The 24,284-nt window shown below is 69.3% G+C and carries 20 protein-coding genes; 16 read left to right on the top strand and 4 right to left on the bottom strand.

Annotated elements, in window-relative coordinates; all coding sequences use genetic code 11:
* The coding region (locus Q0L11_RS02250; RefSeq protein WP_296595221.1) for a winged helix-turn-helix domain-containing protein at nucleotides 1-656 on the top strand (656 nt) is incomplete at its 5' end.
* Nucleotides 657-687: 31 nt separating this feature from the next.
* Here Q0L11_RS02250 and Q0L11_RS02245 read toward each other — a convergent pair.
* Nucleotides 688-2,025 carry a sensor domain-containing diguanylate cyclase gene (locus Q0L11_RS02245; protein WP_296595220.1) on the bottom strand — a complete coding sequence of 446 codons (1,338 nt, stop codon included), beginning with the start codon at nucleotides 2,023-2,025 and terminating at the stop codon, nucleotides 688-690.
* A 198-nt stretch (nucleotides 2,026-2,223) separates the two neighbouring features.
* Here Q0L11_RS02245 and Q0L11_RS02240 point away from each other — a divergent pair, with 198 nt between their 5' ends.
* The 8 genes from Q0L11_RS02240 (at nucleotide 2,224) to Q0L11_RS02205 (ending at nucleotide 12,645) form a co-directional block, all read left to right on the top strand.
* Nucleotides 2,224-3,816 (top strand): flavin monoamine oxidase family protein, encoded by a 1,593-nt coding sequence (locus Q0L11_RS02240; protein WP_296595219.1) that lies wholly within the window; start codon nucleotides 2,224-2,226, stop codon nucleotides 3,814-3,816.
* Nucleotides 3,817-3,819: 3 nt separating this feature from the next.
* Nucleotides 3,820-4,227 (top strand): cytochrome c, encoded by a 408-nt coding sequence (locus tag Q0L11_RS02235; protein WP_296595218.1) that lies wholly within the window; start codon nucleotides 3,820-3,822, stop codon nucleotides 4,225-4,227.
* A gap of 86 nt (nucleotides 4,228-4,313) precedes the next feature.
* The gene (locus Q0L11_RS02230) at nucleotides 4,314-5,159 is read left to right on the top strand and encodes a hypothetical protein (protein ID WP_296595217.1); all 846 of its coding nucleotides are present in this window, start codon (nucleotides 4,314-4,316) and stop codon (nucleotides 5,157-5,159) included.
* 170 nt (nucleotides 5,160-5,329) lie between these two features.
* Nucleotides 5,330-5,737 carry a Zn-ribbon domain-containing OB-fold protein gene (locus Q0L11_RS02225; protein ID WP_296595216.1) on the top strand — a complete coding sequence of 136 codons (408 nt, stop codon included), beginning with the start codon at nucleotides 5,330-5,332 and terminating at the stop codon, nucleotides 5,735-5,737.
* Nucleotides 5,738-5,742: 5 nt separating this feature from the next.
* Nucleotides 5,743-6,909 (top strand): hypothetical protein, encoded by a 1,167-nt coding sequence (locus tag Q0L11_RS02220; RefSeq protein WP_296595215.1) that lies wholly within the window; start codon nucleotides 5,743-5,745, stop codon nucleotides 6,907-6,909.
* A gap of 116 nt (nucleotides 6,910-7,025) precedes the next feature.
* Complete coding sequence (locus Q0L11_RS02215; protein ID WP_296595214.1) at nucleotides 7,026-9,533, top strand: TonB-dependent receptor; 2,508 nt, start codon at nucleotides 7,026-7,028, stop codon at nucleotides 9,531-9,533.
* A gap of 241 nt (nucleotides 9,534-9,774) precedes the next feature.
* Nucleotides 9,775-11,139 carry a CehA/McbA family metallohydrolase gene (locus tag Q0L11_RS02210; RefSeq protein ID WP_296595213.1) on the top strand — a complete coding sequence of 455 codons (1,365 nt, stop codon included), beginning with the start codon at nucleotides 9,775-9,777 and terminating at the stop codon, nucleotides 11,137-11,139.
* A gap of 924 nt (nucleotides 11,140-12,063) precedes the next feature.
* On the top strand, nucleotides 12,064-12,645 hold the full coding sequence (locus Q0L11_RS02205; protein WP_296595212.1) for a hypothetical protein: 582 nt from the start codon (nucleotides 12,064-12,066) through the stop codon (nucleotides 12,643-12,645).
* A 230-nt stretch (nucleotides 12,646-12,875) separates the two neighbouring features.
* On the opposite strand, the gene Q0L11_RS02200 is transcribed toward Q0L11_RS02205, so the two are convergent.
* A complete protein-coding gene (locus Q0L11_RS02200) occupies nucleotides 12,876-15,368 on the bottom strand; it encodes an ATP-binding protein (RefSeq protein ID WP_296595211.1) in 2,493 nt (830 codons plus the stop codon).
* Nucleotides 15,369-15,476: 108 nt separating this feature from the next.
* On the opposite strand from Q0L11_RS02200, the gene Q0L11_RS02195 reads away from it, so the two are divergent.
* Together Q0L11_RS02195 and Q0L11_RS02190 are read left to right on the top strand one after the other, a co-directional pair.
* Nucleotides 15,477-16,400 (top strand): NAD(P)/FAD-dependent oxidoreductase, encoded by a 924-nt coding sequence (locus Q0L11_RS02195; protein ID WP_296595210.1) that lies wholly within the window; start codon nucleotides 15,477-15,479, stop codon nucleotides 16,398-16,400.
* Between the two features lie 7 nt (nucleotides 16,401-16,407).
* Nucleotides 16,408-17,589 (top strand): Gfo/Idh/MocA family oxidoreductase, encoded by a 1,182-nt coding sequence (locus Q0L11_RS02190; protein WP_296595209.1) that lies wholly within the window; start codon nucleotides 16,408-16,410, stop codon nucleotides 17,587-17,589.
* A 22-nt stretch (nucleotides 17,590-17,611) separates the two neighbouring features.
* On the opposite strand, the gene Q0L11_RS02185 is transcribed toward Q0L11_RS02190, so the two are convergent.
* Both Q0L11_RS02185 and Q0L11_RS02180 read right to left on the bottom strand, forming a co-directional pair.
* Nucleotides 17,612-18,370, bottom strand: coding sequence for a PIG-L family deacetylase (locus Q0L11_RS02185; RefSeq protein ID WP_296595208.1), 759 nt, complete (start codon nucleotides 18,368-18,370; stop codon nucleotides 17,612-17,614).
* Nucleotides 18,370-18,795 carry an Lrp/AsnC family transcriptional regulator gene (locus Q0L11_RS02180; protein WP_296595207.1) on the bottom strand — a complete coding sequence of 142 codons (426 nt, stop codon included), beginning with the start codon at nucleotides 18,793-18,795 and terminating at the stop codon, nucleotides 18,370-18,372. The genes Q0L11_RS02185 and Q0L11_RS02180 overlap by 1 nt, the downstream gene beginning before the upstream one ends.
* 120 nt (nucleotides 18,796-18,915) lie before the next feature.
* Between Q0L11_RS02180 and Q0L11_RS02175 the strand changes: the two genes are divergently transcribed.
* Genes Q0L11_RS02175 through Q0L11_RS02155 form a run of 5 tightly spaced genes read left to right on the top strand, consistent with a single transcriptional unit; the run spans nucleotide 18,916 to nucleotide 24,273 of the window.
* A complete protein-coding gene (locus Q0L11_RS02175) occupies nucleotides 18,916-20,028 on the top strand; it encodes a saccharopine dehydrogenase C-terminal domain-containing protein (RefSeq protein ID WP_296595206.1) in 1,113 nt (370 codons plus the stop codon).
* A gap of 15 nt (nucleotides 20,029-20,043) precedes the next feature.
* Entirely contained in the window at nucleotides 20,044-21,567 is a 1,524-nt protein-coding gene (locus Q0L11_RS02170) for an aldehyde dehydrogenase family protein (protein WP_296595205.1), read from the top strand.
* 41 nt (nucleotides 21,568-21,608) lie between these two features.
* On the top strand, nucleotides 21,609-21,965 hold the full coding sequence (locus Q0L11_RS02165) for an Ada metal-binding domain-containing protein (protein WP_296595204.1): 357 nt from the start codon (nucleotides 21,609-21,611) through the stop codon (nucleotides 21,963-21,965).
* The gene (locus tag Q0L11_RS02160; protein ID WP_296595203.1) at nucleotides 21,962-22,915 is read left to right on the top strand and encodes a MoxR family ATPase; all 954 of its coding nucleotides are present in this window, start codon (nucleotides 21,962-21,964) and stop codon (nucleotides 22,913-22,915) included. Before Q0L11_RS02165 ends, Q0L11_RS02160 begins: the two co-directional genes overlap by 4 nt.
* Nucleotides 22,915-24,273, top strand: a complete 1,359-nt coding sequence (locus tag Q0L11_RS02155) for a VWA domain-containing protein (protein WP_296595202.1) — start codon at nucleotides 22,915-22,917, stop codon at nucleotides 24,271-24,273. Before Q0L11_RS02160 ends, Q0L11_RS02155 begins: the two co-directional genes overlap by 1 nt.
* Nucleotides 24,274-24,284: the final 11 nt, after the last annotated feature.

The raw sequence follows: 24,284 nt of genomic DNA, 5'->3' as shown, positions 1-24,284 counted from the left end.
GCGATCCGGCGAGGGCCAACATGCTGTCGGCGCTGATGGGCGGCCAGGCGCTGACGGCCGGCGAACTGGCGCGCGAGGCCGGGGTGACGCCGCAGACCGCCAGCAGCCACCTCGCCAAGCTGGAGCAGGGCGGCCTGCTCACGCGGCGATGCCAGGGCCGCCACAACTATTTCGCCCTCGCCGGCGCCGACGTGGCCGAGGTGCTGGAACAGCTCGCCGTGGTGGCCGAGCGCGCCGGCCATGTGCGGACGCGCCCAGGCCCCAGAGATCCGGCAATGCGCCGGGCGCGGGTCTGTTACGACCACCTGGCCGGCGAGGCGGGCGTGGCGATGCTGGACGCCCTGATCGTCCAGGGGCGGATCCGCGAAGATGGCGGCTCGCTCAGCCTCACCGACGCCGGGCGCGCCTTCGCCCGCGACTTCGGCGTGGCGACCGAGGCCTCCGGGCGCCGTCCGCTCTGCAAGGCCTGCCTGGACTGGAGCGTGCGCCGCAGCCACCTGGCCGGCGTCATGGGCGCGGGGCTCCTCCAGCGCGTCTATGCCTTGGGCTGGGCCCGCCGGGTCGAGGGCTCGCGCATCGTCGCCTTCAGCGCCCCGGGCCAGCGCGCCTTCGAGCAGGCGTTCGGCCCGATCGACTCGGCCACCCAGGCCGCCTAGACGCGATGCGCCGAAGTGAAGGGCGGACGCCCTAGCCGCAGGCGACCCGATTTCGTCCGGCTTCCTTGGCGCGGTACAGCGCCTGGTCCGCGCGCTTCAGGACCGAGCCGATCTCCTGGTCCGCCGCCGTGCGCGTCGCCACGCCGATGCTGACCGTGAAGGGGACCGGCTGGCCAGCCTTCCACGCGTGCTCGAACGCCTGGCGCTCGAATATCCCGCGCAGGCGTTCCGCCAGCGCCTCCGCCTGGGCCGCATCGGCGTCGGGCAGCACGGCCACGAACTCTTCGCCGCCCAGCCGGGCGAACATGTCCTTGTGCCGCACCGTCTCGACGCTCACCCGCGACAGGACCTTCAGCACCTCGTCGCCGACGTCATGGCCATAAGTGTCGTTGACGCGCTTGAAGTGATCGACATCCAGGATGAACAGCGACAGGTCCTTCTGCGCGCGCATGAGCTGCCCGGCCACGTCGGTGAACTCGCGCCGGTTGGGCAGGCCCGTCAGCTCGTCGGTGGCCGCGGTCCTCTGTAACAGCTCCATCAGGTGGACCCGGTCGGTGATGTCGCGGATCACCGCGGTGAACTCGACCAGGCCGTTCACGCTGATCTTGGAGATCGCGATCTCGACCGGCACCTTCGAGCCGTCGCGGTGCTGGCCGTAGATCAGGTTGCGCTCGTCCATCTGACGCGAGCGCACGGGCGAGTGGGCGAACCGATCGACATAGCCCTGGTGCGCGGCGCGGTGGCCATCCGGGACGAGGATCTCCAGCGACCGCCCGATCATCTCGGCCTGATCGTAGCCGAACAGACGCTCGGCCGCCCGATTGAAGAGGGTGATCCGGTGGCTCTGGTCGATGGTGATGATGGCGTCGTAGGCGGCGTCCACCACCGAGCGGAAGCGCGAGGTGCTGACTTCCAGCTCGTGGGTCAGCAGCATCTTGGGGGTGATGTCCAGGCCGGTGATCAGGATCTGGGTGCTGTCCCGGCCCGCCTCCAGATGGTGCAGCGGCTTCAGCGACAGCCGCCACCAGTGCGACCCGTCGCGCAGATCGTAGGCCTGTTCGATCTCCTGCGGCGCGCCGGACGCCAGGCACTCTAGGATCTTGCTGCGCAGTTCGTGCCGAGCGTAGCTCGGGACGACCGCGTCCAGGTGGAACGGGAACATCCGCCCGCCCACTCGGCGGCCTCCGATCATCTCGAAGAAATGCTCGTTGCAGGCGGTGACCACCAGCTCGTTGTCGGCGTCCCGGCCAACCACCGCCACGCTGGAGGTGATCCCGTCCACGAATTGCTGAAGCGCTTCGGCCCAATCCCGCATCGTGCTCACCGCCATCCCGGCGACCGGCCACGTGCGGCCATCGCCAGCACCCATGCTGCACAGCCCGGATTGCGACGCGGTAAAGGCGGGGCGCACGGCCATACGCGGCCCCGTGCCCAACGGCTGACCACGCGCCGCACGTTTCTGCGCAGACCGTAGGAATCCGCCGCCGGCGGGCGCAGTCTCCCTCCCCAGGAACCCGCCAGCTTTTGTACGCCGGGCGCAAGAACAAGCGCGAGCGAGGGGTAGAACATGGACACGGGACGTCAGACGCCAACGCGGCGCCAGTTGCTTCACGCCATCGGCCTGATGGGCGGCACCGCGGCGGTCTACCAGATGATGACCACCTTCGGTCACGCGGCCGAGACGCGGTTCCCCGGGCCCCCGAAGCTGGAAGGCGCGCGCAATGGCGCGTCGGTGATCGTCCTGGGCGCCGGACTCGCCGGCATGCTCGCCGCCTACGAGCTGGAGAAGGCGGGCTACAAGGTCCAGATCCTGGAGTTCCAGAACCGCGCCGGCGGCCGCAACTGGTCGCTGTACGGCGGCGACAAGTTCACCGAGATGGGCGGGGCGACCCAGAACGTGGGCTTCGCCAAGGGCAACTACCTGAACCCCGGCCCCTGGCGCATCCCGCACCACCACAAGACCCTGCTGCACTACTGCAAGGCCTTCGGCGTGGCGCTGGAGCCGTTCATCCAGTTCAACCACAACGCCTACGTCCACAACGTCGACGCCTTCGGCGGAGCCCCGCAGCGCTTCCGCTCGCTGGCGGCGGACTTCGAGGGCAACATCGCCGAGCTGCTGGGCAAGGCCATCGACCAGAAGGCGCTCGACACCAAGCTGACCGCCGAGGACACCGACCGCCTGAAGGAGGCGCTGCGCTCCTGGGGCATGCTCGACAAGGACATGCGCTACGTGAAGGGCCTGGGCTCCTCCAGCCACCGCGGCTTCGAACTGCCGCCCGGCGGCGGGGTGAACGGCGCGCCGAAGCCGTCGGACCTGCTGCCCTTCGACGAGGTGCTGAAGTCGGGTATCGCCGCGAACATGGCGTTCTTCATGAACGACGAGTTCCAGACGACGATGTTCCAACCGGTCGGCGGCATGGGCAAGATCGGCGAGGGGTTCGCCAAGCAGGTCGGCCACCTGATCACCTACAACGCCAAGGTGACCAAGCTCTTCCAGGACAAGAGCGGCGTCTCGGTGACCTACACCGACACCGCCAAGGGCGCGACGACGACGGCCAAGGCCGACTTCTGCGTCTGCACCATCCCGCTGACGGTGCTGAACCAGATCGAGAACAACCTGCCCGAGAAGAAGCAGGCCGCCATCGCGGCGGTGCCCTACTCCAACTCGGTGAAGATCGGGCTGGAGATGCGCCGGCGGTTCTGGGAGGAAGATCAGGACATCTACGGCGGCCACTCGTTCACCAGCCAGGAGATCGGCCTGATCTCCTATCCCAACAACAACTTCTTCCAGGACGGGCCGGCCGTGCTGCTGGGCGCCTTCGCCAACGGTCCGGGCGGATACCGCCTGGCGGGCATGACGCCGGCCGAGCGGATCGAGGCGGCGCTGGCCCAGGGCTCGGTCTTCCACCCGCAGCAGTACCGCAAGGAGTTCCTGAACGGGGCGTCCGTCGCCTGGAACCGCGTCCCGTGGGTCATGGGCTGCTGCGCGCGCTGGAACGAGGAGACGCGCGCCGAGCACTACCAGACGTTGGTCGCCATGGACGACCGGATCGTCCTGGCCGGCGAGCACGCCTCCTACGTCGGCTGCTGGATGGAGGGCTCCCTGCTCTCCTCCATCGACGCCATCACCCGCCTGCACAAGCGCGCCCTGGAGGCCTGACCGATGCTGAAGCGCCCCCTGCTGATCGCCGCCGCGCTCTGCGCCCTCGCCACCCCGGCCCTCGCCGACGAACCCGGCCCCGGCGGCAGCAAGCCGCCGGTCGCCAGGACCGGCGAGGAGATCTACCGGACCTATTGCCAGGCGTGCCACATGGCCGACGCCAAGGGCGCGGTGGGCGCCGGGAGCTTCCCGGCCCTGGCCAACAACCCGCGCCTGGGGACCACCGGCTACGCCGCCTATGTCATCGCCAACGGCCGGGGCGGCATGCCCTGGTTCAAGGACATGCTCAGCAAGGAGCAGGCCCAGGCGCTGATCGGCTACCTGCGGACCCACTTCGGCAACAACTACAAGGAGCCGGTGACCGCCGCCGACGTCGAGGCGTTTGGCCAGCGGCCCTCCAGCCGGTTCTAAAGCCGCGGCCCTGACGGTTGCGCGCGCCGCGCCAAACGGCCTATGGCCGAGGCGAAAAGCGCGCAGCGAACAGGGAATTCCAGGGCATGTCCGACACGGCCGATAGACTGGTCCAGGGCCTCATCGCCCAGATGCAGCGGAACAACGGCTACCAAGCGCGCGCGGAAATCGAGCGGATCCTGGCCGACATCCGCCAGGATCCGAAGCGCCTCGAGCCCTTCGGCTTCAAGGTCTACAGCCAGAACGACGAGGACGGCATCCTCGAGGAGATCTTCCGCCGACTTGGCGTCGAGCGGGGCCGGTTCGTGGAGATCGGCGTCGAGAACGGCCTCGAGTGCAACACGCTGTACCTGCTCCACAAGGGCTGGCGCGGCGCGTGGGTCGAGGGCGATCCGAAGCGGAAGGCCGAGATCGAGGCGAAGTTCGGTTCGATCCTCGACCGTCGCCTGGTGCTGGCGATGGGCATGGTGACGGCCGAGAACGTCAACCGGCTATTCTCCGACCTGGGCGCCACCGACGACCTGGACCTGATCTCGATCGATATCGACGGCAACGACATCTACCTGCTGGAGACGATGCAGGTTCGCCCCAAGGTCATCTGCATCGAGTACAATGCCAAATTCCCTGGCCACCTCTCGAAGCGGCCCGTGTACGACCCGAAGTTCGCCTGGCGGGGCACCGACTACGCGGGATCGAGCCTCAAGGCGATCGCGGAGGCGGCGCAGGCCAAGGGCTATCGCCTGGTGAGCGCCAACGTCACCGGCGCCAACGCCTTCTTCGTGCGCGAGGACCTGGCGGGCGACCTGTTCCCGGACGACGCCTCGCCCGAGCACCTCTACCATCCGCCGCGCTACTGGCTCTGGCTCGACTACTTCATGAATGTCGGGCACCGGGCGGACTTCGGCCCCTATGTCGACCTCATGACCGACTGACGCGGTCCTTCCGCCAAGGTGCGTGACAAGCGCCGCCGTCTCGTCTTTGCTGGCGCGCCCGCCATTTCGCGGGCCCCTCGGAGCGCCCCGCGCCCCGAGTGTTTTCAGCAAAGAATCCTGTCCCACCGGGACAGGTGACAAACCGAGATTTCGAAGGGACGGATTTCAGTATGCCGCCACGCATGTTGCCGGAGCCTACGCCGGAGACCCGCCATTTCTGGGACGGCTGCAGGGAGGGCGAACTGCGCCTCCAGCGCTGCACGTCCTGCCAGGACAGCTATTTCCCGCCCCGTCCGTTCTGCCCGCACTGCGGCAGCCGGGACGTCGAGGTCTACAAGGCCAGCGGCGAGGGCGTGCTCTGGTCGTACGTCATCAACCAGCGGCCGCGCCCCGACATGGGGACCGAGCCCTACGCCATCGCCGTCGTGAAGCTGGCCGAGGGCCCGACCATGATGACCAACATCGTGGACTGCCCGCAGACGCCTGAAGCCCTGCAACTCGACATGCCGGTGAAAGTCTCGTTCTCCAAGCAGAGCGATGACATCAGCCTGCCCCTGTTCGCTCCGGTGAAGGGGTAAGCGCGATGAGCTGGAAACAGAAATCCGTCGCCGTCGTCGGCGCCGCCGAGACCACCAGGATGGGCAAGATTCCGGACGTGTCCGTGATCGGCCTGCATGCCGACGCCGCGCTGAACGCGATGGCCGACGCGGGCCTGAAGCCGTCCGACATCGACGGCGTCGCCACCGCAGGCATCAGCCCGGTGGAGCTGGCGCACTATCTGGGGATCAAGCCGACCTACGCCGACGGCACGTCGGTCGGCGGTTGTTCGTTCATGCTGCACGTCCGCCACGCGGCCGCGGCGATCAACGCGGGCCTGGCCACCACCATCCTGATCACCCACGGCGAGAGCGGCCGCAGCCGCGTGGGCGCCGGCGGCTTCGGGCGTTCGCCGTCCAGCCTGATGGGCCAGTTCGAGATGCCCTACGGCCCCGTCGGCCCGCCCACCATGTTCACCGTCCCGGTGCTCCGCTACCTGAAGACCCACGGCCTCAAGCCCGAGGACATGGCGCCGGTGGCGACCATCCAGCGGGAATGGGCGGCGCTGAACCCGCGCGCCAGCTTCAAGGACCCGATCACCGTCGACGACGTGATGAACGCCGACATGATCGCCTGGCCCTTCACCAAGCTGATGTGCTGCCTCGTCACCGATGGCGGCGGCGCGCTGATCCTCACCTCGGCGGAGCGGGCCAAGGACTTCCCGCAGAAGCCGGTCTATGTGCTGGGCACGGGCGAGAGCGTCGAGACCCCGATGGTCTCGCAGATGTACGACTTCAACCATTCGACCGCTTTCCGGATCTCTGGGAAAAAGGCGTTCGAGACGGCCGGCATCAGCCACGCCGACGTCGATCACCTGATGATCTACGACGCTTTCGCCCACCTGCCGCTCTACGGCCTGGAGGATCTGGGCTTCGTGAAGCCCGGCGAAGCGGCCGCCTTCATCAAGGAGCGCAACACCGCGCCGCCCTCCGGCGGCAAGCCGGGCGGCAAGCTGCCGCTCAACACCAACGGCGGCGGCCTCAGCTACATGCACTCCGGGATGTACGGCATGTACGCCCTGCAGGAGAGCGTGCGGCAGATGCGCGGCACGGCGGCGGCCCAGGTCCCCGGCGCCAAGATCAGCGTCAGCCACGGCGTCGGCGGTATGTTCGCCGCCTCGGGCACCATCGTCTTCTCGAACGAGGCGCCCTGACTCGACCCCAGGTGTGGCTCCGATGCATCGCATCGGAGCCGTCATCCCGCTGTCGTGTAATCGATAACATCGACCTCTAAGGGCGGCCCCCAGTACTCAATCTGGGGCCCCCGACCATGAAGTCCGCACTGTTCGCCGCCGCCGCCGCGTCCGCCCTGGCGTTCGCGCTGCCTGCCTTCGCCGCCGAGGCGGACGACACGAGCACCGTCGAGGAGCTGGTCGTCACGGGCCGCGCCGGCGTCGAGGCGCAGAAGAAGGTCGAGGCCTCCTACGCCATCACCGCGGTCACCGAAGAGAAGCTGCACATGCAGGCCCCGGTCAGCGTGGCCGAGGTGCTGAAGAACGTGCCGGGCTACTGGGTCGAGGCCTCGGGCGGCGTGGGCGGCGCCAACATCCGCGCCCGCGGCATCCCGATCGAAGGCTACGCCGCGGTCGGCCTGCAGGAAGACGGCCTGCCGATCCAGCACGACGGCGGCCTGGGCTTCCTCAACACCGATTTCTCGTTCCGCATGGACGAGACGGTGAACCGCGTCGAAGTGGTGCGCGGCGGGCCGTCGTCGATCTTCGCGTCCTACGCCCCGGCCGGCGTGGTCAACTTCATCACCCGCAAGGGCTCGGACCACTTCGAGGGCGTGGCCAAGGCCGAGGTCGGCGACTACGGCCTGTGGCGCGGCGACGCCTGGGTGGGCGGCCCGATCGCCGGCTTCCGCGCCGGCATCGGCGGCTTCTACCGCCAGGACGACGGCGTGCGCGATCCGGGCTGGAAAGCCAACAAGGGCGGCCAGATCCGCGCCTCGATCGGCCGCGACTTCGAGGCCGGCGGCTTCGACTTCGACGTGAAGCACATCGCCGACAAGTCGCAGTTCTACCTGGGAATCCCGCTGACCAACGACGCGAACGGCGACCCCACCGACCTGCCCGGCTTCGACGCCAACTACGGCACCCTGGCCGGTCCCGACACCGCGCACCTGATCCAGCGCACCAGCCGCGGCGACAAGCCCTTCGACCAGACCCGCGGCTCGGACGTCGACCTTACCCAGTACACGCTGAAGGCCCACGTGGACTTCGCCGGCTGGACGCTGTCGAACGGCTTCCGCTACCACGACACCGACTTCACCCGCGCCGCGCTGTTCCCCAACACGCCCGTCGCCGGCGCGGCGCGGATCAACCAGGATCTGGCCCGCGGCGCCGCGCTGGGCGTGGTCTCCGGCCGGCTGACCTACCTGGACGGCACGCCGTTCACCGCCACCTCGAACGGCAACGGCCTGGTCATGGACGCCTTCGTCCGCCAGCAGGACATCACCCTGAAGGAGTGGATCGACGACGTCCGCCTACAGCGCAAGTTCGACATCGGCGGCCAGACGCACGACTTCACCGCCGGCTTCTACTTCGCCAAGGCCGACGAGACGTTCCGGCAGCAGGGCTCGGCCGTCCTGATCGACGTCCAGGACAACGCCCGCCTGCTCAACCTCCAGGGCCTCAACGCCGCCGGGGCGGTGGTGGCCAACTTCACCGAGAACGGCTTCTCGCGGTACGGCACGCAGTTCAACAACGCCGAGGGCAGCTCCAAGAGCTACGCCTTCTACGTCGCCGACGAATGGCAGGTGACCGAACAGCTCCGCATCGACCTGGGCGCGCGCTGGGAGAAGATCGAGATGTCGGGCCGCAACGAACGGAGCTCGACCATCAACCTGGGCCAGACCCCCAGCTTCGCCGACGACCAGGCGATCAGCGGCACGGGGGTGTTCGACGCCCTGGACCGCAGCTTCGACGGCTGGTCCGGCACCGTGGCGGTGAACTACCAGTTCCAGCCCGACGTCGGCGCCTATGCTCGCTACACCCGCGCCTTCCGCCTGCCGTCGCTGGGCGACTTCATCACCAACCCGACCAACACCGCCCCGCGCACCCAGAAGTTCGACCTGGCCGAAGCGGGCATCAAGGTTCAGCGGGAGAAGATCAGCGCCTACCTGACGGGCTTCTATTCGAAGTTCGACAGCCAGAGCTTCTCCGAGACCCGCTACGACCAGGCCACCAATTCGTACATCTCGACCACCCAGTTCGGCGCCAGCCGCGCGTTCGGCTTCGAGCTGGAGAGCACCTTCCGCCCGGTCGAGGTGTTCGACGTGCAGGTCGCCGCCACCGTCCAGAACTCCGAGGTGAAGGACCTGATCTTCAACCAGTCGGTGGCCAAGGTGGCCGGCGCCTGCCCGCTGCCCACCGACACCATCACCGCCGGCGCCAACTGCCTGCGCCGCTTCGACTTCGACGGCCACCAGCAGGTGCGTACGCCGAAAGTGAGCCTGCGCGTGACGCCCGGCCTCAACCTCCTGGACGGGCGCCTGCGGATCGAGGGCGACCTGCAGTACTTCGGCAAGCGGTTCTCCGACCTCGCCAACCTGACGGTGATCCCGGACTACTACCTGCTGAACGCCCAGGTGCGGTTCAACGTGACCGACACCCTGACGCTCTACGCCTACGGCACGAACCTGACGAACGAGATCGGCCTCACCGAGGGCAACCCCCGCGCCGGCCAGTTCATCTCCAGCGAGGCCGGCTCGCAGTTCTACCTGGCCCGCCCCGAGCTGGGCCGGACGTTCCGGGCGGCCGTGCTGTATCGGTTCTGACGACTTGAGCCCCTTCTCCCCTTGCGGGAGAAGGTGGCAGCCGAAGGCTGACGGATGAGGGGTCGCGCAGGCCTCTCGTCCTCCTGCCATTTCAACCGTCCGCCGAGCGGAGAGCGCAATGCGACCCCTCATCCGTCTCGCTTCGCGAGCCACCTTCTCCCATTGTCTCCCTTCGGGGGAGATGGCGGCTGGGCCAGAGGGGGCCAGCGCCGAGGGCGCTGGCTGGGGGAGAAGGGTCGCGTTGGCTCTCCTCGCGACGCTCTTGTCGGCCTTTCCCGCCGCCGCCGAGACCCTGACGCTGACCGGCGTCATGACCGGCGCCGACCACCAGACCTATCGGGAAGTCCCGTTCAAGGTCCCCGCCGGGACCACCTCGGTCACCGTCGACTTCGCCTACACGGGCAAGGACCAGAAGTCGGTGATCGACCTGGGCGTCCGCGACCCCCAGCGCTTCCGCGGCTGGAGCGGCGGCAACAAGGCGAAGTTCACCCTGACCGAGACATGGGCCACGCCGTCCTACCTGCCCGGCCCGCTGCCGGCCGGCGAGTGGAAGCTGATCCTGGGGGTGCCCAACCTGCGCAAGGACGCCCGCGCCGCGTACACGGCGACGGTCACCCTGGATCGCAGCCCCGTCTTCCACGGCTTCGCCGAGGCGCCGCTGAAGGTCGGCCCCGGCTGGTACCGCGGCGACCTGCACATGCACACCGAGCACTCGGACGGTTCGTGCGCCTCGCGGACCGGAAGACGCGTCCCCTGCCCCCTCTTCAAGACCCTTGAGGCGGCCAGCGCCCGCGGCCTCGACTTCGTGGCGGTGACCGACCACAACACCCCGGCCCACTTCCAGGACCTCGCCGAGCTGCAGGGTTACTACGACGACCTGCTGCTGATCCCCGGCCGCGAGATCACCACCTTCCACGGCCACGCCAACGTCTTCGGCGTCACCGCGCCGCTCGACTTCCAGTTGGGCGGCCCGCGCGCGCCCGACCTGAACCGCATCGTCGACCAGGTGGAGGCGGCCCACGGGCTGATCTCGCTGAACCACCCCGGCCAGCCTTCGGGCGAGCTCTGCATGGGCTGCGGCTGGACGGCGAAGACCGACTTCGCGCGCATTCCCGCGATAGAGGCGATCAACGGGATCAACGCCGAGGGTCCGCTGTCGGGCATTCCGTTCTGGGAGGCCCAGTTGAACGCCGGCCGCCGCATCACCGCCATCGGCGGCTCCGACAACCACGACGCCACGCTCACCGGTCTCCGCGGCGTCGGCACGCCGACGACCGTAGTCTGGGCCGAAAACCTGAGCCAGGACGCGATCCTGGACGGCATCCGCAAGGGCCGGGTCTTCGTCGACGTCCAGGGCACGCGCGACCGACTGCTGGAGGTGAAGGCACAGGGCGGCAAGCTCACGGTCAGGGTCGCCAAGGCGCCGGGAGCCAAGCTGGCCTTCGCAGGTCCGGGTTCTGCCGGGCTGGCCGACGACGCGGCGCTGAGCGACGACGACACCCGGACGTTCGACCTCACCGGCCGCAAGGGCTGGCTGCGCGTGGACGTGCGCGGCCCCGACGGCAAGCTCTGGCTGCTGGGAAACCCGGTCTACCTGGCGCCGTAGCGCCTACTCCCCCGAGGTCGTTCGCGGACGTCCACCTCCTCTCCCCCCGAGCTTGCGAGAGGAGAGGGCAGGGAGAGGGGCGACGCAGGGCGCGCCGCTGCTGCTCCGGGGGCAGCCAGAATCCACCGAAGGATGCTAGCCACCGCGGGCGCAAAGGTTGGATCATGGCTGGGCCATCGTGCAAGCGTCCACGCCGCCGTCGCCCCTCACCCTACCCTCTCCCCTCTCGCTTCGCGGGGGGAGAGGAGGCGAAAACGCCTAACATCCGCCCGGCCCGGCGCTAACTCATCCCCCAAACAACTATTCATCCGGCGCGTTGGGGGATCGGCGGCTGACCATCCAGCGCTTGACCTCGTGGCGTCGAGCCTGCCTGCCGGCCGAGGCGTGTCAAGGACGCGCCTTCGGCGCGCCGCCGCGCGGCTGGCCTCCGGCCAGTCCTTGAGACGCCTCGTCCGACAGGCTCCAATCCGTCCATGAGATCGAAGCCCTCCCCTCTCCGAGGGAGCCTTATCGAAGGGAAGCAGCGAACATCTGCAATGGGTGGAAAGGGGATGTTGGCAAAGCAGCGCTTTCTGCCGATGCTCCCGGCATGCGCCGCTCGCGATTGATCGTTGCCGTGCTCCTGATGATTCCAGGAGTGCTATCCTTCGCTCTCGACTTCGGGACCGGAGGGGGCCTCGGCCTCGCTTGGCGAGTGATCGGCTTCGGATTTTTTGTGGCGGGCGGCCTACTGTTCCGAAACGAAACCAAGCGCCTCCGGAATCCTGGAAGCTGAGGGTGGGGTATGTCCCCGCGCCAACGTCTCAGATAGGTCGTAAGCCGACCTCCACACTGCACCGGCCCCCGCCTCCCGGAACCGGGGTTGAATCACGTCCCCACCATCTACGTCCGAATCTGACGCACACACCCCCTACCTCTCTCGCCATGTCCGCGACCGACCGCGACCTGGAGATGATGGCCTGGCTCGCCGAGCGGGACATGGAGGCCGTCGCCCACGCCCATGCGCAGTTCACGGCCGCCACCGACCCCGACGAGGTGGCGAGCCTGGGCCGGACCTATCAGCGGGTCTCGCGGTGCCTGCGCTCGACGCTGGCGCTGAAGATGAAGGCGCAGCAGGGCCAGGCCGACGAGGCCGCCCGCGCGAAGATCCTGGGCCGGCGCGACGCCTTCGCCCGCGAGCAGCGGATCGAGACGCGCACGCGGGAGCTCCAGGACGCCGTCGAACGCGTCGCCGCGGCCGCCGTCGCCGATCCCGAGGCGCGCGAGGAGCGCCTCACCGACTTCGACATGGCGCTCGACGACTGGATCGAGCAGCCCGACTTTCTCACCGCCGACCTGGACGAACAGGTGCGGCGCGCCTGCCACATGCTGGATCTGCCCGAAGAGCTCGGCCGGGTCTGGCGCACGCTGCCGCGGCCGGTCTTCGAGGACGACCAAGCCCAGGCCGACGATCCGCCCTCCGACGAGGCGGCGGCTGCCCCACCGCCCCATCGCGACTCGGGGTGAAGGGCACTCTCCTCTTCCACCCAAATTTAAGCTCGTCATCCCCGGGCTTGTCCCGGGGATCCAGGGTTCAGCGACCGACGCGTCTTGCGGCGGGTCGCGTCCGCGCGACCCGCTTCCGCCGTCGTGCGGCCGAAGGATGGATCCCCGCCACAAGGGCGGGGATGACGAACGGGAAGGGGGAGGGAGGCCCTCTCCCACGGCCTGGGCAGCCTAGGGCGCGCCACCGCGCCCTAGGCTGCCGCCTCGCCGCCCTCTTCGCGGCCCGCAACGGCATGCAGGATCGCCTCGATCAAGGCGTCGGCGTGGATCGGCTTCGACAGATGCTGGTTGGCGCCGGCCTCGAGGCTGGCCTTGACGTGCTCGTCCAGGGCGTTGGCGGTGAGCATGATCACCGGCGTGTGCGGCAGGCCCTGCTCGCGCTCCCAGATCCGGAGCTGAAGCGTGGCGGCAAGGCCGTCGAGCTCGGGCATCTGCATATCCATAAGCACGACGTCGAAGCGCGCGCCCCGCAACGCCTCCAGGGCAAGGCGGCCGTTCTCCACCACGACCGGCTCGATGCCCACCGCGCCGAGGACCAACTGGACCACCTTCTGGTTCGTGGGATGGTCCTCGGCCAGCAGGACGCGCGCGCCGGAAATGTCGATCGCCTGGACGGCCTCCTCCGCGGCGACCTCGGCCTCACCCTCCAGGCGCTCCAGCGGGACCTGGACCGAGAAGACCGAGCCGTGGCCGGGTTCCGAGGCCACTTCGATCGAGCCCCCCATCAGCTCGACCAGCGAGCGGCTGATCGCCAGGCCCAGGCCGGTGCCGCCGAAGCGCCGGCGGATCGAAGCGTCGGCCTGTTCGAAGCGGCGGAACAGCCGCTCGCGGACCTCGTCGTCGAAGCCGATCCCGGTGTCGGCCACGGTGAAGCCCACCGTGCCGCCGGCGGCGTCCACCTCCAGCCGCACCTCGCCCGCCTCGGTGAACTTCACGGCGTTGGACAGCAGGTTGGAGAGGATCTGGGTGAGGCGCACGGTGTCGCCGGCGAACCGGCGGTCGGCCTCGGGCGAAACGGACCAGTGCAACTGCAGGCCCTTCGCCTCTGCGGACGCCCGGTGCAGCTCGGCGATCCGCCCGACCAGCGTGGCCATGGCGAACTCGTCGCGCGCGAGCCGGATCTCGCCGGCTTCGATCTTCGAGAAATCCAGGATGTCGGTGAGCACCCGCTCCAGCAGCCGGCCGGACGAGACGATCAGCTCGGCCAGCTCCTTGCCCTTGGGGGTCGCCTGCTCCCGCGCCAGGGTCTCGGAGACGGCGATGACGCCGTTCAGCGGCGTGCGCAGCTCGTGGCTCATGTTGGCCAGGAAGCGGCTCTTCTCGGTGTTGGCGCGCTCGAGCTGGGCCGTGCGCTCCTGCACGCGGTCCTCCAGCGTGGTGACAGCGGCTTCGGCCTTTTCCCGCTCGGCGCGGAGGGAGCGGGCGAGGACGCCGATCTCGTCCCGACGCCGCTCCTCGGCGCTCATGTCGGGCCGATGGGCCTCGTCCGCTTCGCACGACTGCGCCAGCCGCTGCAGCGGCCAGGTGATGGTCCGCCGCGCCAGGTAGATGACCAGCAGCGTCTGCAACGCCGTGGCGATCGCGCCCAGCACCAGCACCCACGACGCCGACTGCGCCGCCGAGGCGGCCACGGCCGCCTTCGGATAACTGAGCAGCAGGTACCATTCGGGACCGGACAGTCGCCCGAAGGCGATGATCTGCTGGCCGTCCGGGCTGGTGATGACCCCGCTGGCCCGACCCGTCTTGGCGATGTCGGCCACCATCGCCTTGAGGCCGAGGCGATGCTCGTATTCCGCGACGGTCTTTTCCGCCGCCCTGCCCGGCACGGTGTAGCCCGGGTAGGCGATCAGCTCGCCCTTGCGTGTGACCAGCAGCGCCGACGCGCCGGGCAGCGAGGTCTTCACCGCATTGGCCAGGAAGCCGGTGAGCTCGATGGACGAGCCGAAGGCGCCGACGTAGCGGCCGTCCACGTAGGCCGGCGTGAGGCAGGCGGTGGCCAGGCGCTCGCCCACCTTGTCCTGGATCAGGCGCTGCAGGTTGGTGCAGCGGGTCAGGCGCTGCGGATCGGACTCGGGCAGCGTCAGCCGGGACATCTCCTCCTTCGAGATATCCAGGTCCGCCGGCGCGTCGTGGCGGTAGAACATCAGCCGGTCGGGCCGCTCGGGTCCGAACATCACCAGCCGCGTCTGGGGTGGGGCGAAGAAGTAGAAGTTGTCGTAGTCCTTGCGGGCGGCCTGCCCGAAGGTGGCGACCAGGTCGAACGCCGCCACCAGCGCCTTCTTCTCCTGCGCCGTCATCTCCTCCGGCCGCGCCACCATGGCGCCGACGCCATAGACGTAGCGCCCGTCCTGCAGCTTGCCGTCGAACCATGCGTCGCCGCTCCGGCGGGTGCCGTCCGGACGCTTGGGGAAATAGACGTCTGCGAGGCGGTCCACCTCGGCCGAGGTCAGGCGGTGCATCCGCCGCTCCAGCTCCTCACCGGCCGCGCGGTGCAGGGCGGCGAGGTTCGAGAAACGGCGCTCGACGTTGCTTGTGCGCTCGCGGACGTAATCGGCGAGGAACGAGACCTGCCGGTTCGAGAGTTCACGCTGGAACACCACGAAGGCGCCCAGGGAGCCGCAGATTGTCAGGACCAGTGACGTGATGCCGATGCTGACCAGGAACCGGCGGGAGAGGGATTTCATCGACCGTGGAACCTATACCGCCGTTCTGTTTTGAGGCTTGTTCATTGAGGCTAGGTAAAAAGACAGGAAAATCCGATACCTAAAGAGTCGCAACAGCAACTCGACTGCGTGATCGTGGGCGCCGGGCCGGCGGGGCTGACCGCCGCCATCTACCTGGCCCGGTTCCGGCGGCGGTTCGTCGTGGTCGAGTCCGGCGAAAGCCGGGCCGCCTGGATCCCGCGCAGCCACAACCACCCGGGCTTTCCGGACGGCGTGCGCGGTCCGGTGCTGCTGGACCGGATGCGGCGCCAGGCCGAGCGGTACGGCGCAAGAATCCTGCACGGCCGGGTGGAGGAGCTACACGCTGGCGCACAGGGGTTCCGCCTTTCGACCGAAGCGGGGCCGCTGCGCGCCCGGAACGTCATCCTCGCGACCGGCGTGCTGGACAACGCCCCGCCGATCCCCGGGCTGGAGGATGGCGTGGCGCGCGGGCTGGTCCGCATCTGCCCCATCTGCGACGGCTACGAGGTGATCGGACTGCGGGTGGGCGTTATCGGGCTCGACGACCACTGCGCCCGCGAGGCCCTGTTCCTGCGCACCTATTCGGACGACGTGGCCTTCATTCACGTGGGGCCAGGCGCCCTGCCGGCCGACACGGCGCAGATGCTTCGCGCGGGGGGCGTCGAGGTGATCGAGAGCGCCCTGCGGGGCGTGCGGATCCGGGGCCGGCGGATCACCGCCTTCGACTTCGAGGCCGGCGAGCCGCGCACGTTCGACGTGGTCTATTCCGCGCTCGGCGTGACGCCCCGCACGCGGCTCGCCGTCCACGCCGGCGCGAAGCTGGATGACGGCGGACGGCTGGTCGTCGGCGACCACCAGGAGACGTCCGTGCCGGGGCTCTATGCCGCCGGCGACGTAGTGCGCGGCCTGAACCAGATCTCCACGGCCCAGGGCGAAGGCGCCATCGCGGCCACCGCCGTCCACAACCGACTGCGGAACGCAGGCGTAGCTGCGCCGTCGGCGGTAGCTCGCCCGGCGAAGACCGGCCTATGATCCCGCCATGACGACCTATCGCATCGGCGTGATCGGCCTCGGCCAGCGCATCGCCCACGTGCTCGCCGCCATGCAGGAGGTGGGCTGGAACCTGGACCTCGTGGGGCACGTGGACCCGGCGCCGGTCGGACAGCCGATCCTGGAGGCCGCGGGCGTGCCGATGGGCCGCGCGTTCGCGAGCCCGGCCGAGCTGATGAAGGCCGGCCCGTTCGACCTGCTCATGCTGGGCGCGCCGAACCACCTGCATTTCGAGCACTTGGCCTTCGCCCTGGACCAGGGCGTGCCGATCTTCGCCGAGAAGCCCATCGTCCGCACCGAGGCCGAGACCGAGGCCCTGGCGCGGCGGCTGGCCGACAAGGCCGCCCCGCCCGTCTACGTGGGCCTGGTCATGCGCTCGCTGCCGATCGTGCGCGAGGTCCTGAGGCGGATCGACGGCGGCGAGTTGGGCGAGGTGGTCTCCGTGGACGCCACCGAGCACCTCCCGCCCGAGCACGGCGGCTACCTGGCCCGGAACTGGCGGCGGAAGCAGGAATGGGGCGGGTCCTATTTCCTCGACAAGGTCGTCCACGACTTCGACATCTTCAGCCGCATCGCCGGCGCGAGAGCCGAGCGGGTGGCCAGCTTCGGCGGGCGGCGGATCTTCGTGCCCGAGCGCAGCGACCGGCCGCGGCAGTGGGAGGACGGTTCGGCCGCCTATGCGCTGCGCGACGCCGGCTGGGCCGGGGCCAACGACGCCTTCGAGTCCGACATGGACGTGACGGACCACCAGGTGGCCATGGTCGAATACGCCAATCAGGTGCGCCTCAGCTTCCACGCGAACAGCCACACGGCGCTGACCGAGCGCCGCTGGTACGTGGCCGGGACCGACGGGACGCTGATCGCAGACCTGGTGCGCAACAAGCTGATGGTCCGGCGCGCCCTGTTCCGCGGGAAGCCCGAGAAGATCGACTATGGCAACGTCACCGCCGACGCCCACAACGGCGCCGACCAGGCCATGGCCCTGGACCTGCTGGCCGCCCTGGAGGGCCGCGCGGCCTTCCCGGTGACGCCCTACGAGTCCATGGAGGCCGGCCTGACCGTCATGGCCATCGACCGGGCGCTGGAGACCCGGCAGGTGGTCGAGTGCGCGCCGATGTGGGACCGCTACGACGCGGCGAAGGCCGGCCGCCAGCTCGAGCCCGCGCGCTGACTCGACCTCGTCTGGCCGGGCTTTAGAGGGCGGTGAGCACCGCGTCGCCCAGCAGGTTCTGCAGCACCGGCGCCTTCGGGTAGGGTGTGTGGCGGTACTGGCGGAAGCCTTCGGCGAGTTCGACGCCGAAGTCGCGGCCGACCCGGCGGGTCCAGGCGTCCATGTCCGCGAGATGGTCGGCGATGCCGTGCTGGCGGGCGACCCAGGCGGCCTGGCTCTCGTGCTGGGCCAGCATGGCCTGCTTGAACTGGAACGCGGCGCCAACGTCGACGGCGAAGTCGCGCGGGATCTTCACGCCGTTGCGGTCGCGCCCGCCGATGGCGTCGGTGAAGTACAGCGCCGGGATCGCGTCCAGCGCAGCGGCCTCGCCCGTGCAGTAGTTGGCGACCGGGGCGGCGAAGCAGGCGTCGCGCGCCAGGATGCTGATCGCCTCGTGGTCGGGATGGTAGTCCGCCGGCGAGGCGGTGATCACCACGTCCGGCCGCACGTCGCGCAGCAGCTCGGTGACCTTGCGGCGGGAGGGGTCGTCGTTGAACACGCCGAGATCCGGGAAGCCCAGGCAGCGGTATTCCGCTCCGATCACCTGCGCCGAGCGCCGGGCCTCGGCCTGGCGCACGCGGCCGGTCTCTTCCGTGCCGAACTCGGCCGACCCGCCCTCGCCCGCCGTGGCCGTAACGGCGACGATCCGGTGGCCGCCCGCCTTGCTGAGCAGCGCCAGCGTGCCGCCCATCAGGATCTCGATGTCGTCGGGGTGGGCGTGGAGCGCGAGGATCGTGGCCATCAGCGGTCGAACTTCGTGGAGAGGACCAGGGAGGTGTTGGTGCGCTCGACCCCCTTCACCGCGCCGATTTCGTCGATGACGGCGTCCATCTCGGCCACGCCGGCGGCTTCGACGGTGGCGATCATGTCGAACGGCCCGCTCACCGACTGGAGCCGGCGTACGCCCGGCATCCGCTTCAGCGCGGCGGTCACCGCCGCCGCCTGCTTGGGCTCCACGGTCAGGGTGATGAAGGCCTGGACCCGCCCGGCCTCGTATGCGCCCGCCAGCTTCACCGCGTACCCCGCGATGACCCCGGTGCGCTCCAGCCGCGCCAGCCGGCTCTGCACCGTGGTGCGCGACAGGCCCAGCGCCCGGGCCAGTTCCGCCACCGGCGCCCGGGCGTTGTCGCGGAGCTTCGCCAGGAGGTGCTCGTCCAGGTCGTCCATCGGCGTTCCGCGCAATGATATCGGCGATCCGCCCAGTCTATGCCCGCAGATCGCCGGGGCGCCAATTGAAAGTGGCCAAGCCGCACGGGATTCTGAGCGCGCTCAATGGGAGGAAGTCATATGCGCAAGGTCGCCGTCGTCGGTGCGGGCAAGATCGGGTCCACGGTCGTGGATCTTCTCGTTGGATCGGGCGCCTACGAGGCCATCCTGATCGACCAGTCGGCCGAGGCCCTGGGCGAGTTCGCGGGCCGCGCGCACGTGACCACCGCCGCCATCGCCATCGACGAGTCCGGCGCCCTGGCCGCCGAGCTGGACGGCTGCTTCGCCGTGGTGAACTGCGCCCCCTATCATCTGACCACCGCCGTCGCCCGCGCGGCCAAGGCGGCCGGCGCCCACTACCTGGACCTGACCGAGGACGTGGCCGCCAGCCGGATCGTCCGGGAGCTGGCCAAGGACTCCAAGACCGCCTTCATCCCGCAATGCGGCCTGGCCCCCGGCTTCATCACCATCGCCGCCTGGGACCTGATCAAGCACTTCGACCAACTGCACGACGTGCGCCTGCGCGTCGGCGCCCTGCCCCGCTATCCGTCGAACGCCCTGAACTACAATCTCACCTGGTCCACCGACGGGGTGATCAACGAATACTGCGAGCCCTGCGAGGCCATCACCAACGGCAAGCTGCGCGAGACGCCGGCGCTGGAGGAGTGCGAGGAGTTCGCCCTCGACGGCGTCACCTACGAGGCCTTCAACACCTCGGGCGGCTTGGGCACCCTCTGCCACACGCTCGATGGCCAGGTGCGGAACCTGAACTACAAGACCATCCGCTATCCGGGCCACGCGGCGATCATGAAGGCGCTGCTCAACGACCTGAACCTGCGCAACCGCCGCGACGTGCTGAAGGACATCCTGGAGAACTCGGTCCCGGCCACCATGCAGGACGTTGTCATCGTCTTCGTCACCGTCTCGGGGATGAAAAAGGGCCACCTGATGCAGGAGACCTATGTCAACAAGGTCTTCTCCCAGGAAGTCGGCGGCGAGATTAAGAGCGCCATCCAGATCACCACCGCCGGCGCAATCTGCGCGGTGCTGGACATGCTGGCCGACGGCTCGCTGCCGCAGGCGGGCTTCATCCGCCAGGAAGATATTCCGCTGCACGCCTTCCTCGCGAACCGCTTCGGGCGCTATTACGCCTCGGAACCTGCCGCCGCGCCGTTCCGCGCCGCCGCCGAGTAAGACCAGAGTCCGGACATGACCGTGCAATCGAAGATCACCTCCGCCTCGGCGGAAGCCGCCGCCGTTCTGGGTCGCCTGGGCGTGGCCGACGCCCTTTGGACTGGCGGAAACCGCCCCGTCCGCTCGCCCGTGACCGGCGAGGTCATGGCCCACGTCCACGACGCCACGAAGGCCGAGGTCGACGCCGCCATCGAGGCCGCGCATACGGCGTTCCTGGCGTGGCGCAACGTGCCCGCGCCGCGCCGCGGCGAGCTGGTCCGCCTGTTCGGCGAGGAACTGCGGGCGGCCAAGGCCGACCTGGGCGCCTTGGTCACCCTGGAAGCCGGCAAGGTCACCTCCGAGGCCCTCGGCGAGGTCCAGGAGATGATCGACATCTGCGACTACGCCGTCGGCCTGTCGCGCCAGCTCTTCGGCCTGACGCTCGCCACCGAGCGCCCGGACCACCGGATGATGGAGACCTGGCACCCGCTGGGCGTGGTCGGGATCATCTCGGCCTTCAACTTCCCGGTCGCGGTCTGGTCGTGGAACTCGGCCCTGGCCTTCGTCTGCGGCGACGCGTGCGTCTGGAAGCCCAGCGAGAAGACCCCGCTGACCGCCCTGGCCACCCAGGCCCTGTTCGAGCGCGCCTGCGTCAAGTTCGGCGATGTCCCGGCCGGCCTGTCGTCGGTGGTGATCGGCGGCCGCGAGGTGGGCGAGGCCCTGGTCGACCATCCGAAGGTCCCGCTGGTCAGCGCCACGGGCTCAACCGCCATGGGCCGCACCGTCGGCCCGCGCCTGGCGCAGCGCTTCGCCCGCGCCCTGCTGGAGCTGGGCGGCAACAACGCGGCGATCATCGCGCCCACCGCCGACCTGGACCTGGCGATCCGCGGCGTGGCCTTCGCCGCCATGGGCACCGCCGGCCAACGTTGCACCACCCTTCGCCGCCTCTTTGTGCATGAGAGCGTCTACGACGCCTTCCTGCCGCGCCTGAAGGCCGCCTACGGCTCGGTGAAGGTGGGCGATCCCCGCGAGGCCGGCACGCTGGTCGGCCCGCTGATCGACGCGCAGGGCTTCGAGCTGATGCAGAAGGCCCTGGCCGACGCCAAGACGGCCGGCGGCAGGATCGTGGGCGGCGAGCGCGTCGAGATGGGCGAGGCCTTCTACGCCCGCCCGGCGCTGGTGGAGATGGACGCCCAGGCCGACGTGGTGAAGCGCGAGACCTTCGCGCCCATCCTCTACGTCATGAAGTACCGCGACCTCGGCGAAGCCATCGCCCTGCAGAACGACGTGCCCCAGGGCCTGTCGTCGTCGATCTTCACCAACGACATGCGCGAGGCCGAACTTTTCATCTCAGCCCGGGGCTCGGACTGCGGCATCGCCAACGTCAACATTGGCCCCTCGGGCGCCGAGATCGGCGGGGCGTTCGGCGGCGAGAAGGAGACCGGCGGCGGCCGCGAGGCCGGCTCCGACTCCTGGAAGGCCTACATGCGCCGGGCCACCAACACCCTGAACTACGGCAAGACCCTGCCGCTGGCCCAGGGCGTGACGTTCGACGTCTGATTTCCGCGAGCGGCCCGATCGTCGCACGGCGATGATCGGGCATGTTCCGCCTCATCGGCCCAGACGGCCGCCCCTATGTGAGCGAGACCCCCGGCCGGTTCGGGGGCCACCGGCGGCTCAAGGGTTACGGCCGCCTGGACTGCCCCAGCGCGCTTCGCTGGATCGCGGCCGGCCACTACGTACGCCATCGCGTCTTCTTCGCCGACGAAGCCGCCGCGCTCGCGGCGGGCTACCGCCCCTGCGCCCGTTGCCTGCCGGTTCGCTACGCCGCTTGGAAGGCGGACCCTACGGGCTTCGCGGCGTCCGTCCGCACCCCGTCAAACGGCTGTTTGCCTGCGGACGCCGACCACGGCACAATCGGGCTTTCAGACGTCCATTTCGAAAGACCGTTGCTTTGACCATTTCCAACCCGGCGGCCGCGGCCAACGCCGCCGACCCGCTGGCCTCTGTCGACGCCCTGATCGAGGGCCTGGGCTCGGTCGGCTACATTTCCTCGCGCCGCATCGCCACCGCCCTGTTCATGGCCGTGAAGCTGGAGAAGCCGATCCTGGTCGAAGGCTCGGCCGGCGTCGGCAAGACCGAGCTGGCGCTCTCCACCGCCAAGCTGCTCGGCCTGCCGCTGATCCGCATGCAGTGCTACGAGGGCCTGGACGAGTCCAAGGCGCTATACGAGTGGAAGTACGGCAAGCAGCTCCTCTACACCCAGATCCTCAAGGACCGGATGGGCGACGCCCTGGCCGACGCGCCCGACATGGACGCCGCCATGGACCGTCTGCACGGCATGGGCGACCTGTTCTTCTCCGAGCCGTTCCTGGAGCCGCGCCCGCTGATGAAGGCGCTGCGCGAGGATGACGGCTGCGTCCTGCTGATCGACGAGGTCGACAAGTCGGACGAGGCGTTCGAGGCGTTCCTGCTGGAAGTGCTGTCCGCCTACCAGGTATCGGTGCCGGAGCTGGGCGTGCTGAAGGCCAAGACCCCGCCGCTGGTGTTCCTGACGTCGAACAACGTCCGCGACCTGGGCGACGCCCTCAAGCGCCGCTGCCTGCACCTGCACATTCCGCTGCCCGAGGCGGCGCTGGAGGAGCGGATCGTGGCCACCCGCGTGCCGGGCATCGAGGCCAAGCTGACCCGCGAGTTGGTGTCCTTCGTGCAGACCCTGCGGACCCTGGACCTGCGCAAGTCGCCCTCCATCTCCGAGACCGTGGACTGGGCCCGCGCGCTGGTGCTGCTGCACGCCGACAGCCTGTCGGCCGACGTGGTGCGCGACACCCTGAACGTGATCCTCAAGTTCGAGCAGGACATCGGCGCCATCGAGCCCCAGGTGGTCGAGCTGCTGCATCGCCACTGATGCAGCACACCCTCGAACAGTTCTTCCGTGCGCTGCGAGCCGCCGACGTTCGGGTCTCCCCGGCCGAGGCGATCGACGCAAGCCGAGCCGTGGCCGTCACCGGCTATGGCGACCGGACCCTGTTCCGCGACGCCCTGTGCTCGACCCTGGCCAAGTCGGCCGAGGAGGTGGACCGGTTCGAGACGGTGTTCGACACCTTCTTCGCTCGCGACGCCCTGGCGCCGCCGCCCGAGGGATCCGAGCGGGAGGCGCCGTCCGAACAGGATCTGGCCGCGGTGGAGAGCTCGCCCCTCGCCAGGGCGGTGCTGGAGGGTGACAACGCCCAGATCCAGCAGTCGATGGAAGAGGCCGCCAACCGGGCCGGCGTCGCCGACATCCGCCTGACCACCCAGCGCTCGCGCCTCACCCGCCGGCTGCTGGAGGAGATGGGGCTGGAGGAGATCGAGAGGATCATCGCCAACGCCCGTCGGATGCCGAACGGCGAGGGCGAGGGCCTGGCCGACCGCTTGGACCAGGCGCGCCGCGACCTGTTCGCCGAGGCGCAGCAGTACGTGGCCCGCCAACACGATCTTTATGCCGCGGGGAGCGCGCGTGAACTGCGGGAGGAGCGGCTGGCGCGAAAGCAGCTCAACGCCGACGGCGGTGTCGATCCGGTCGACTACCAGCTCATGCAGGCGCTGGTGAAGAAGATGGCCAAGCGCCTCGCGGCCAAATATTCGCGCCGCCGCCAGGCGGCGCAGAAGGGCCACCTGGACGTCCGCAAGACCCTGCGCCGGTCGATGGCCTATGGGGGCGTGCCGTTCAACATCGAGTGGAAGGTCAAGAAGATCGACCGCCCGTCGATCGTGGCGATCTGCGACGTCAGCAAATCGGTGGCCGCCGCCGCCCAGTTCCTGCTGACCTTCCTGTATTCGCTGAACGAGGTGGTCGACCGGATGGAGGCCTTCGCCTTTTCCGGACGGATGATCAGCGTCACCGAGATCCTGGAGGAGAACGGCGTCGACGGGGCGATCCTGAAGGTGCTGCAGGAGATCGGCTTTCAGCAGACCGACTACGGACGCTCGCTACAGGATTTCGCCGAGCAGCACCTGGAAAGCCTGGACCGCCGGACCACGGTGATCTTCCTGGGCGACGGCCGGTCGAACTTCGCGGACCCGCGCCTGGACATCATGCGCACGATCCATGACCGGGCCCGGGCCGTGATCTGGCTGAACCCCGAGCCCGAGAGCTACTGGGGCCAGGGCGACAGCGTCATGAACCGCTATGCCCGCTTCTGCCACGTGGCCAAGCAATGCGGCACCATTGAGCAGCTCGAACGGATCATCGAGGACGTGCTGCGCAGCTACGTGCCGCACTGACTTCCACTCTT

This window comes from Phenylobacterium sp. (genome assembly GCF_024508875.1).
GTDB lineage: Bacteria > Pseudomonadota > Alphaproteobacteria > Caulobacterales > Caulobacteraceae > Phenylobacterium.
This window is presented reverse-complemented; position numbering and strand designations above follow the sequence as displayed.

What these genes read in the sequence shown, in the direction of transcription:
- Q0L11_RS02175 (WP_296595206.1), top strand. Translation starts at nt 18,916, where the DNA reads ATGCGCAAGGTCGCCGTCGTCGGTGCGGGCAAGATCGGGTCCACGGTC.
- Q0L11_RS02245 (WP_296595220.1), bottom strand. Translation starts at nt 2,025, where the DNA reads ATGGGTGCTGGCGATGGCCGCACGTGGCCGGTCGCCGGGATGGCGGTG.
- Q0L11_RS02180 (WP_296595207.1), bottom strand. Translation starts at nt 18,795, where the DNA reads ATGGACGACCTGGACGAGCACCTCCTGGCGAAGCTCCGCGACAACGCC.
- Q0L11_RS02225 (WP_296595216.1), top strand. Translation starts at nt 5,330, where the DNA reads ATGCCGCCACGCATGTTGCCGGAGCCTACGCCGGAGACCCGCCATTTC.
- Q0L11_RS02165 (WP_296595204.1), top strand. Translation starts at nt 21,609, where the DNA reads ATGTTCCGCCTCATCGGCCCAGACGGCCGCCCCTATGTGAGCGAGACC.
- Q0L11_RS02200 (WP_296595211.1), bottom strand. Translation starts at nt 15,368, where the DNA reads ATGAAATCCCTCTCCCGCCGGTTCCTGGTCAGCATCGGCATCACGTCA.
- Q0L11_RS02230 (WP_296595217.1), top strand. Translation starts at nt 4,314, where the DNA reads ATGTCCGACACGGCCGATAGACTGGTCCAGGGCCTCATCGCCCAGATG.
- Q0L11_RS02220 (WP_296595215.1), top strand. Translation starts at nt 5,743, where the DNA reads ATGAGCTGGAAACAGAAATCCGTCGCCGTCGTCGGCGCCGCCGAGACC.
- Q0L11_RS02240 (WP_296595219.1), top strand. Translation starts at nt 2,224, where the DNA reads ATGGACACGGGACGTCAGACGCCAACGCGGCGCCAGTTGCTTCACGCC.
- Q0L11_RS02215 (WP_296595214.1), top strand. Translation starts at nt 7,026, where the DNA reads ATGAAGTCCGCACTGTTCGCCGCCGCCGCCGCGTCCGCCCTGGCGTTC.
- Q0L11_RS02235 (WP_296595218.1), top strand. Translation starts at nt 3,820, where the DNA reads ATGCTGAAGCGCCCCCTGCTGATCGCCGCCGCGCTCTGCGCCCTCGCC.
- Q0L11_RS02185 (WP_296595208.1), bottom strand. Translation starts at nt 18,370, where the DNA reads ATGGCCACGATCCTCGCGCTCCACGCCCACCCCGACGACATCGAGATC.
- Q0L11_RS02205 (WP_296595212.1), top strand. Translation starts at nt 12,064, where the DNA reads ATGTCCGCGACCGACCGCGACCTGGAGATGATGGCCTGGCTCGCCGAG.
- Q0L11_RS02155 (WP_296595202.1), top strand. Translation starts at nt 22,915, where the DNA reads ATGCAGCACACCCTCGAACAGTTCTTCCGTGCGCTGCGAGCCGCCGAC.
- Q0L11_RS02190 (WP_296595209.1), top strand. Translation starts at nt 16,408, where the DNA reads ATGACGACCTATCGCATCGGCGTGATCGGCCTCGGCCAGCGCATCGCC.
- Q0L11_RS02170 (WP_296595205.1), top strand. Translation starts at nt 20,044, where the DNA reads ATGACCGTGCAATCGAAGATCACCTCCGCCTCGGCGGAAGCCGCCGCC.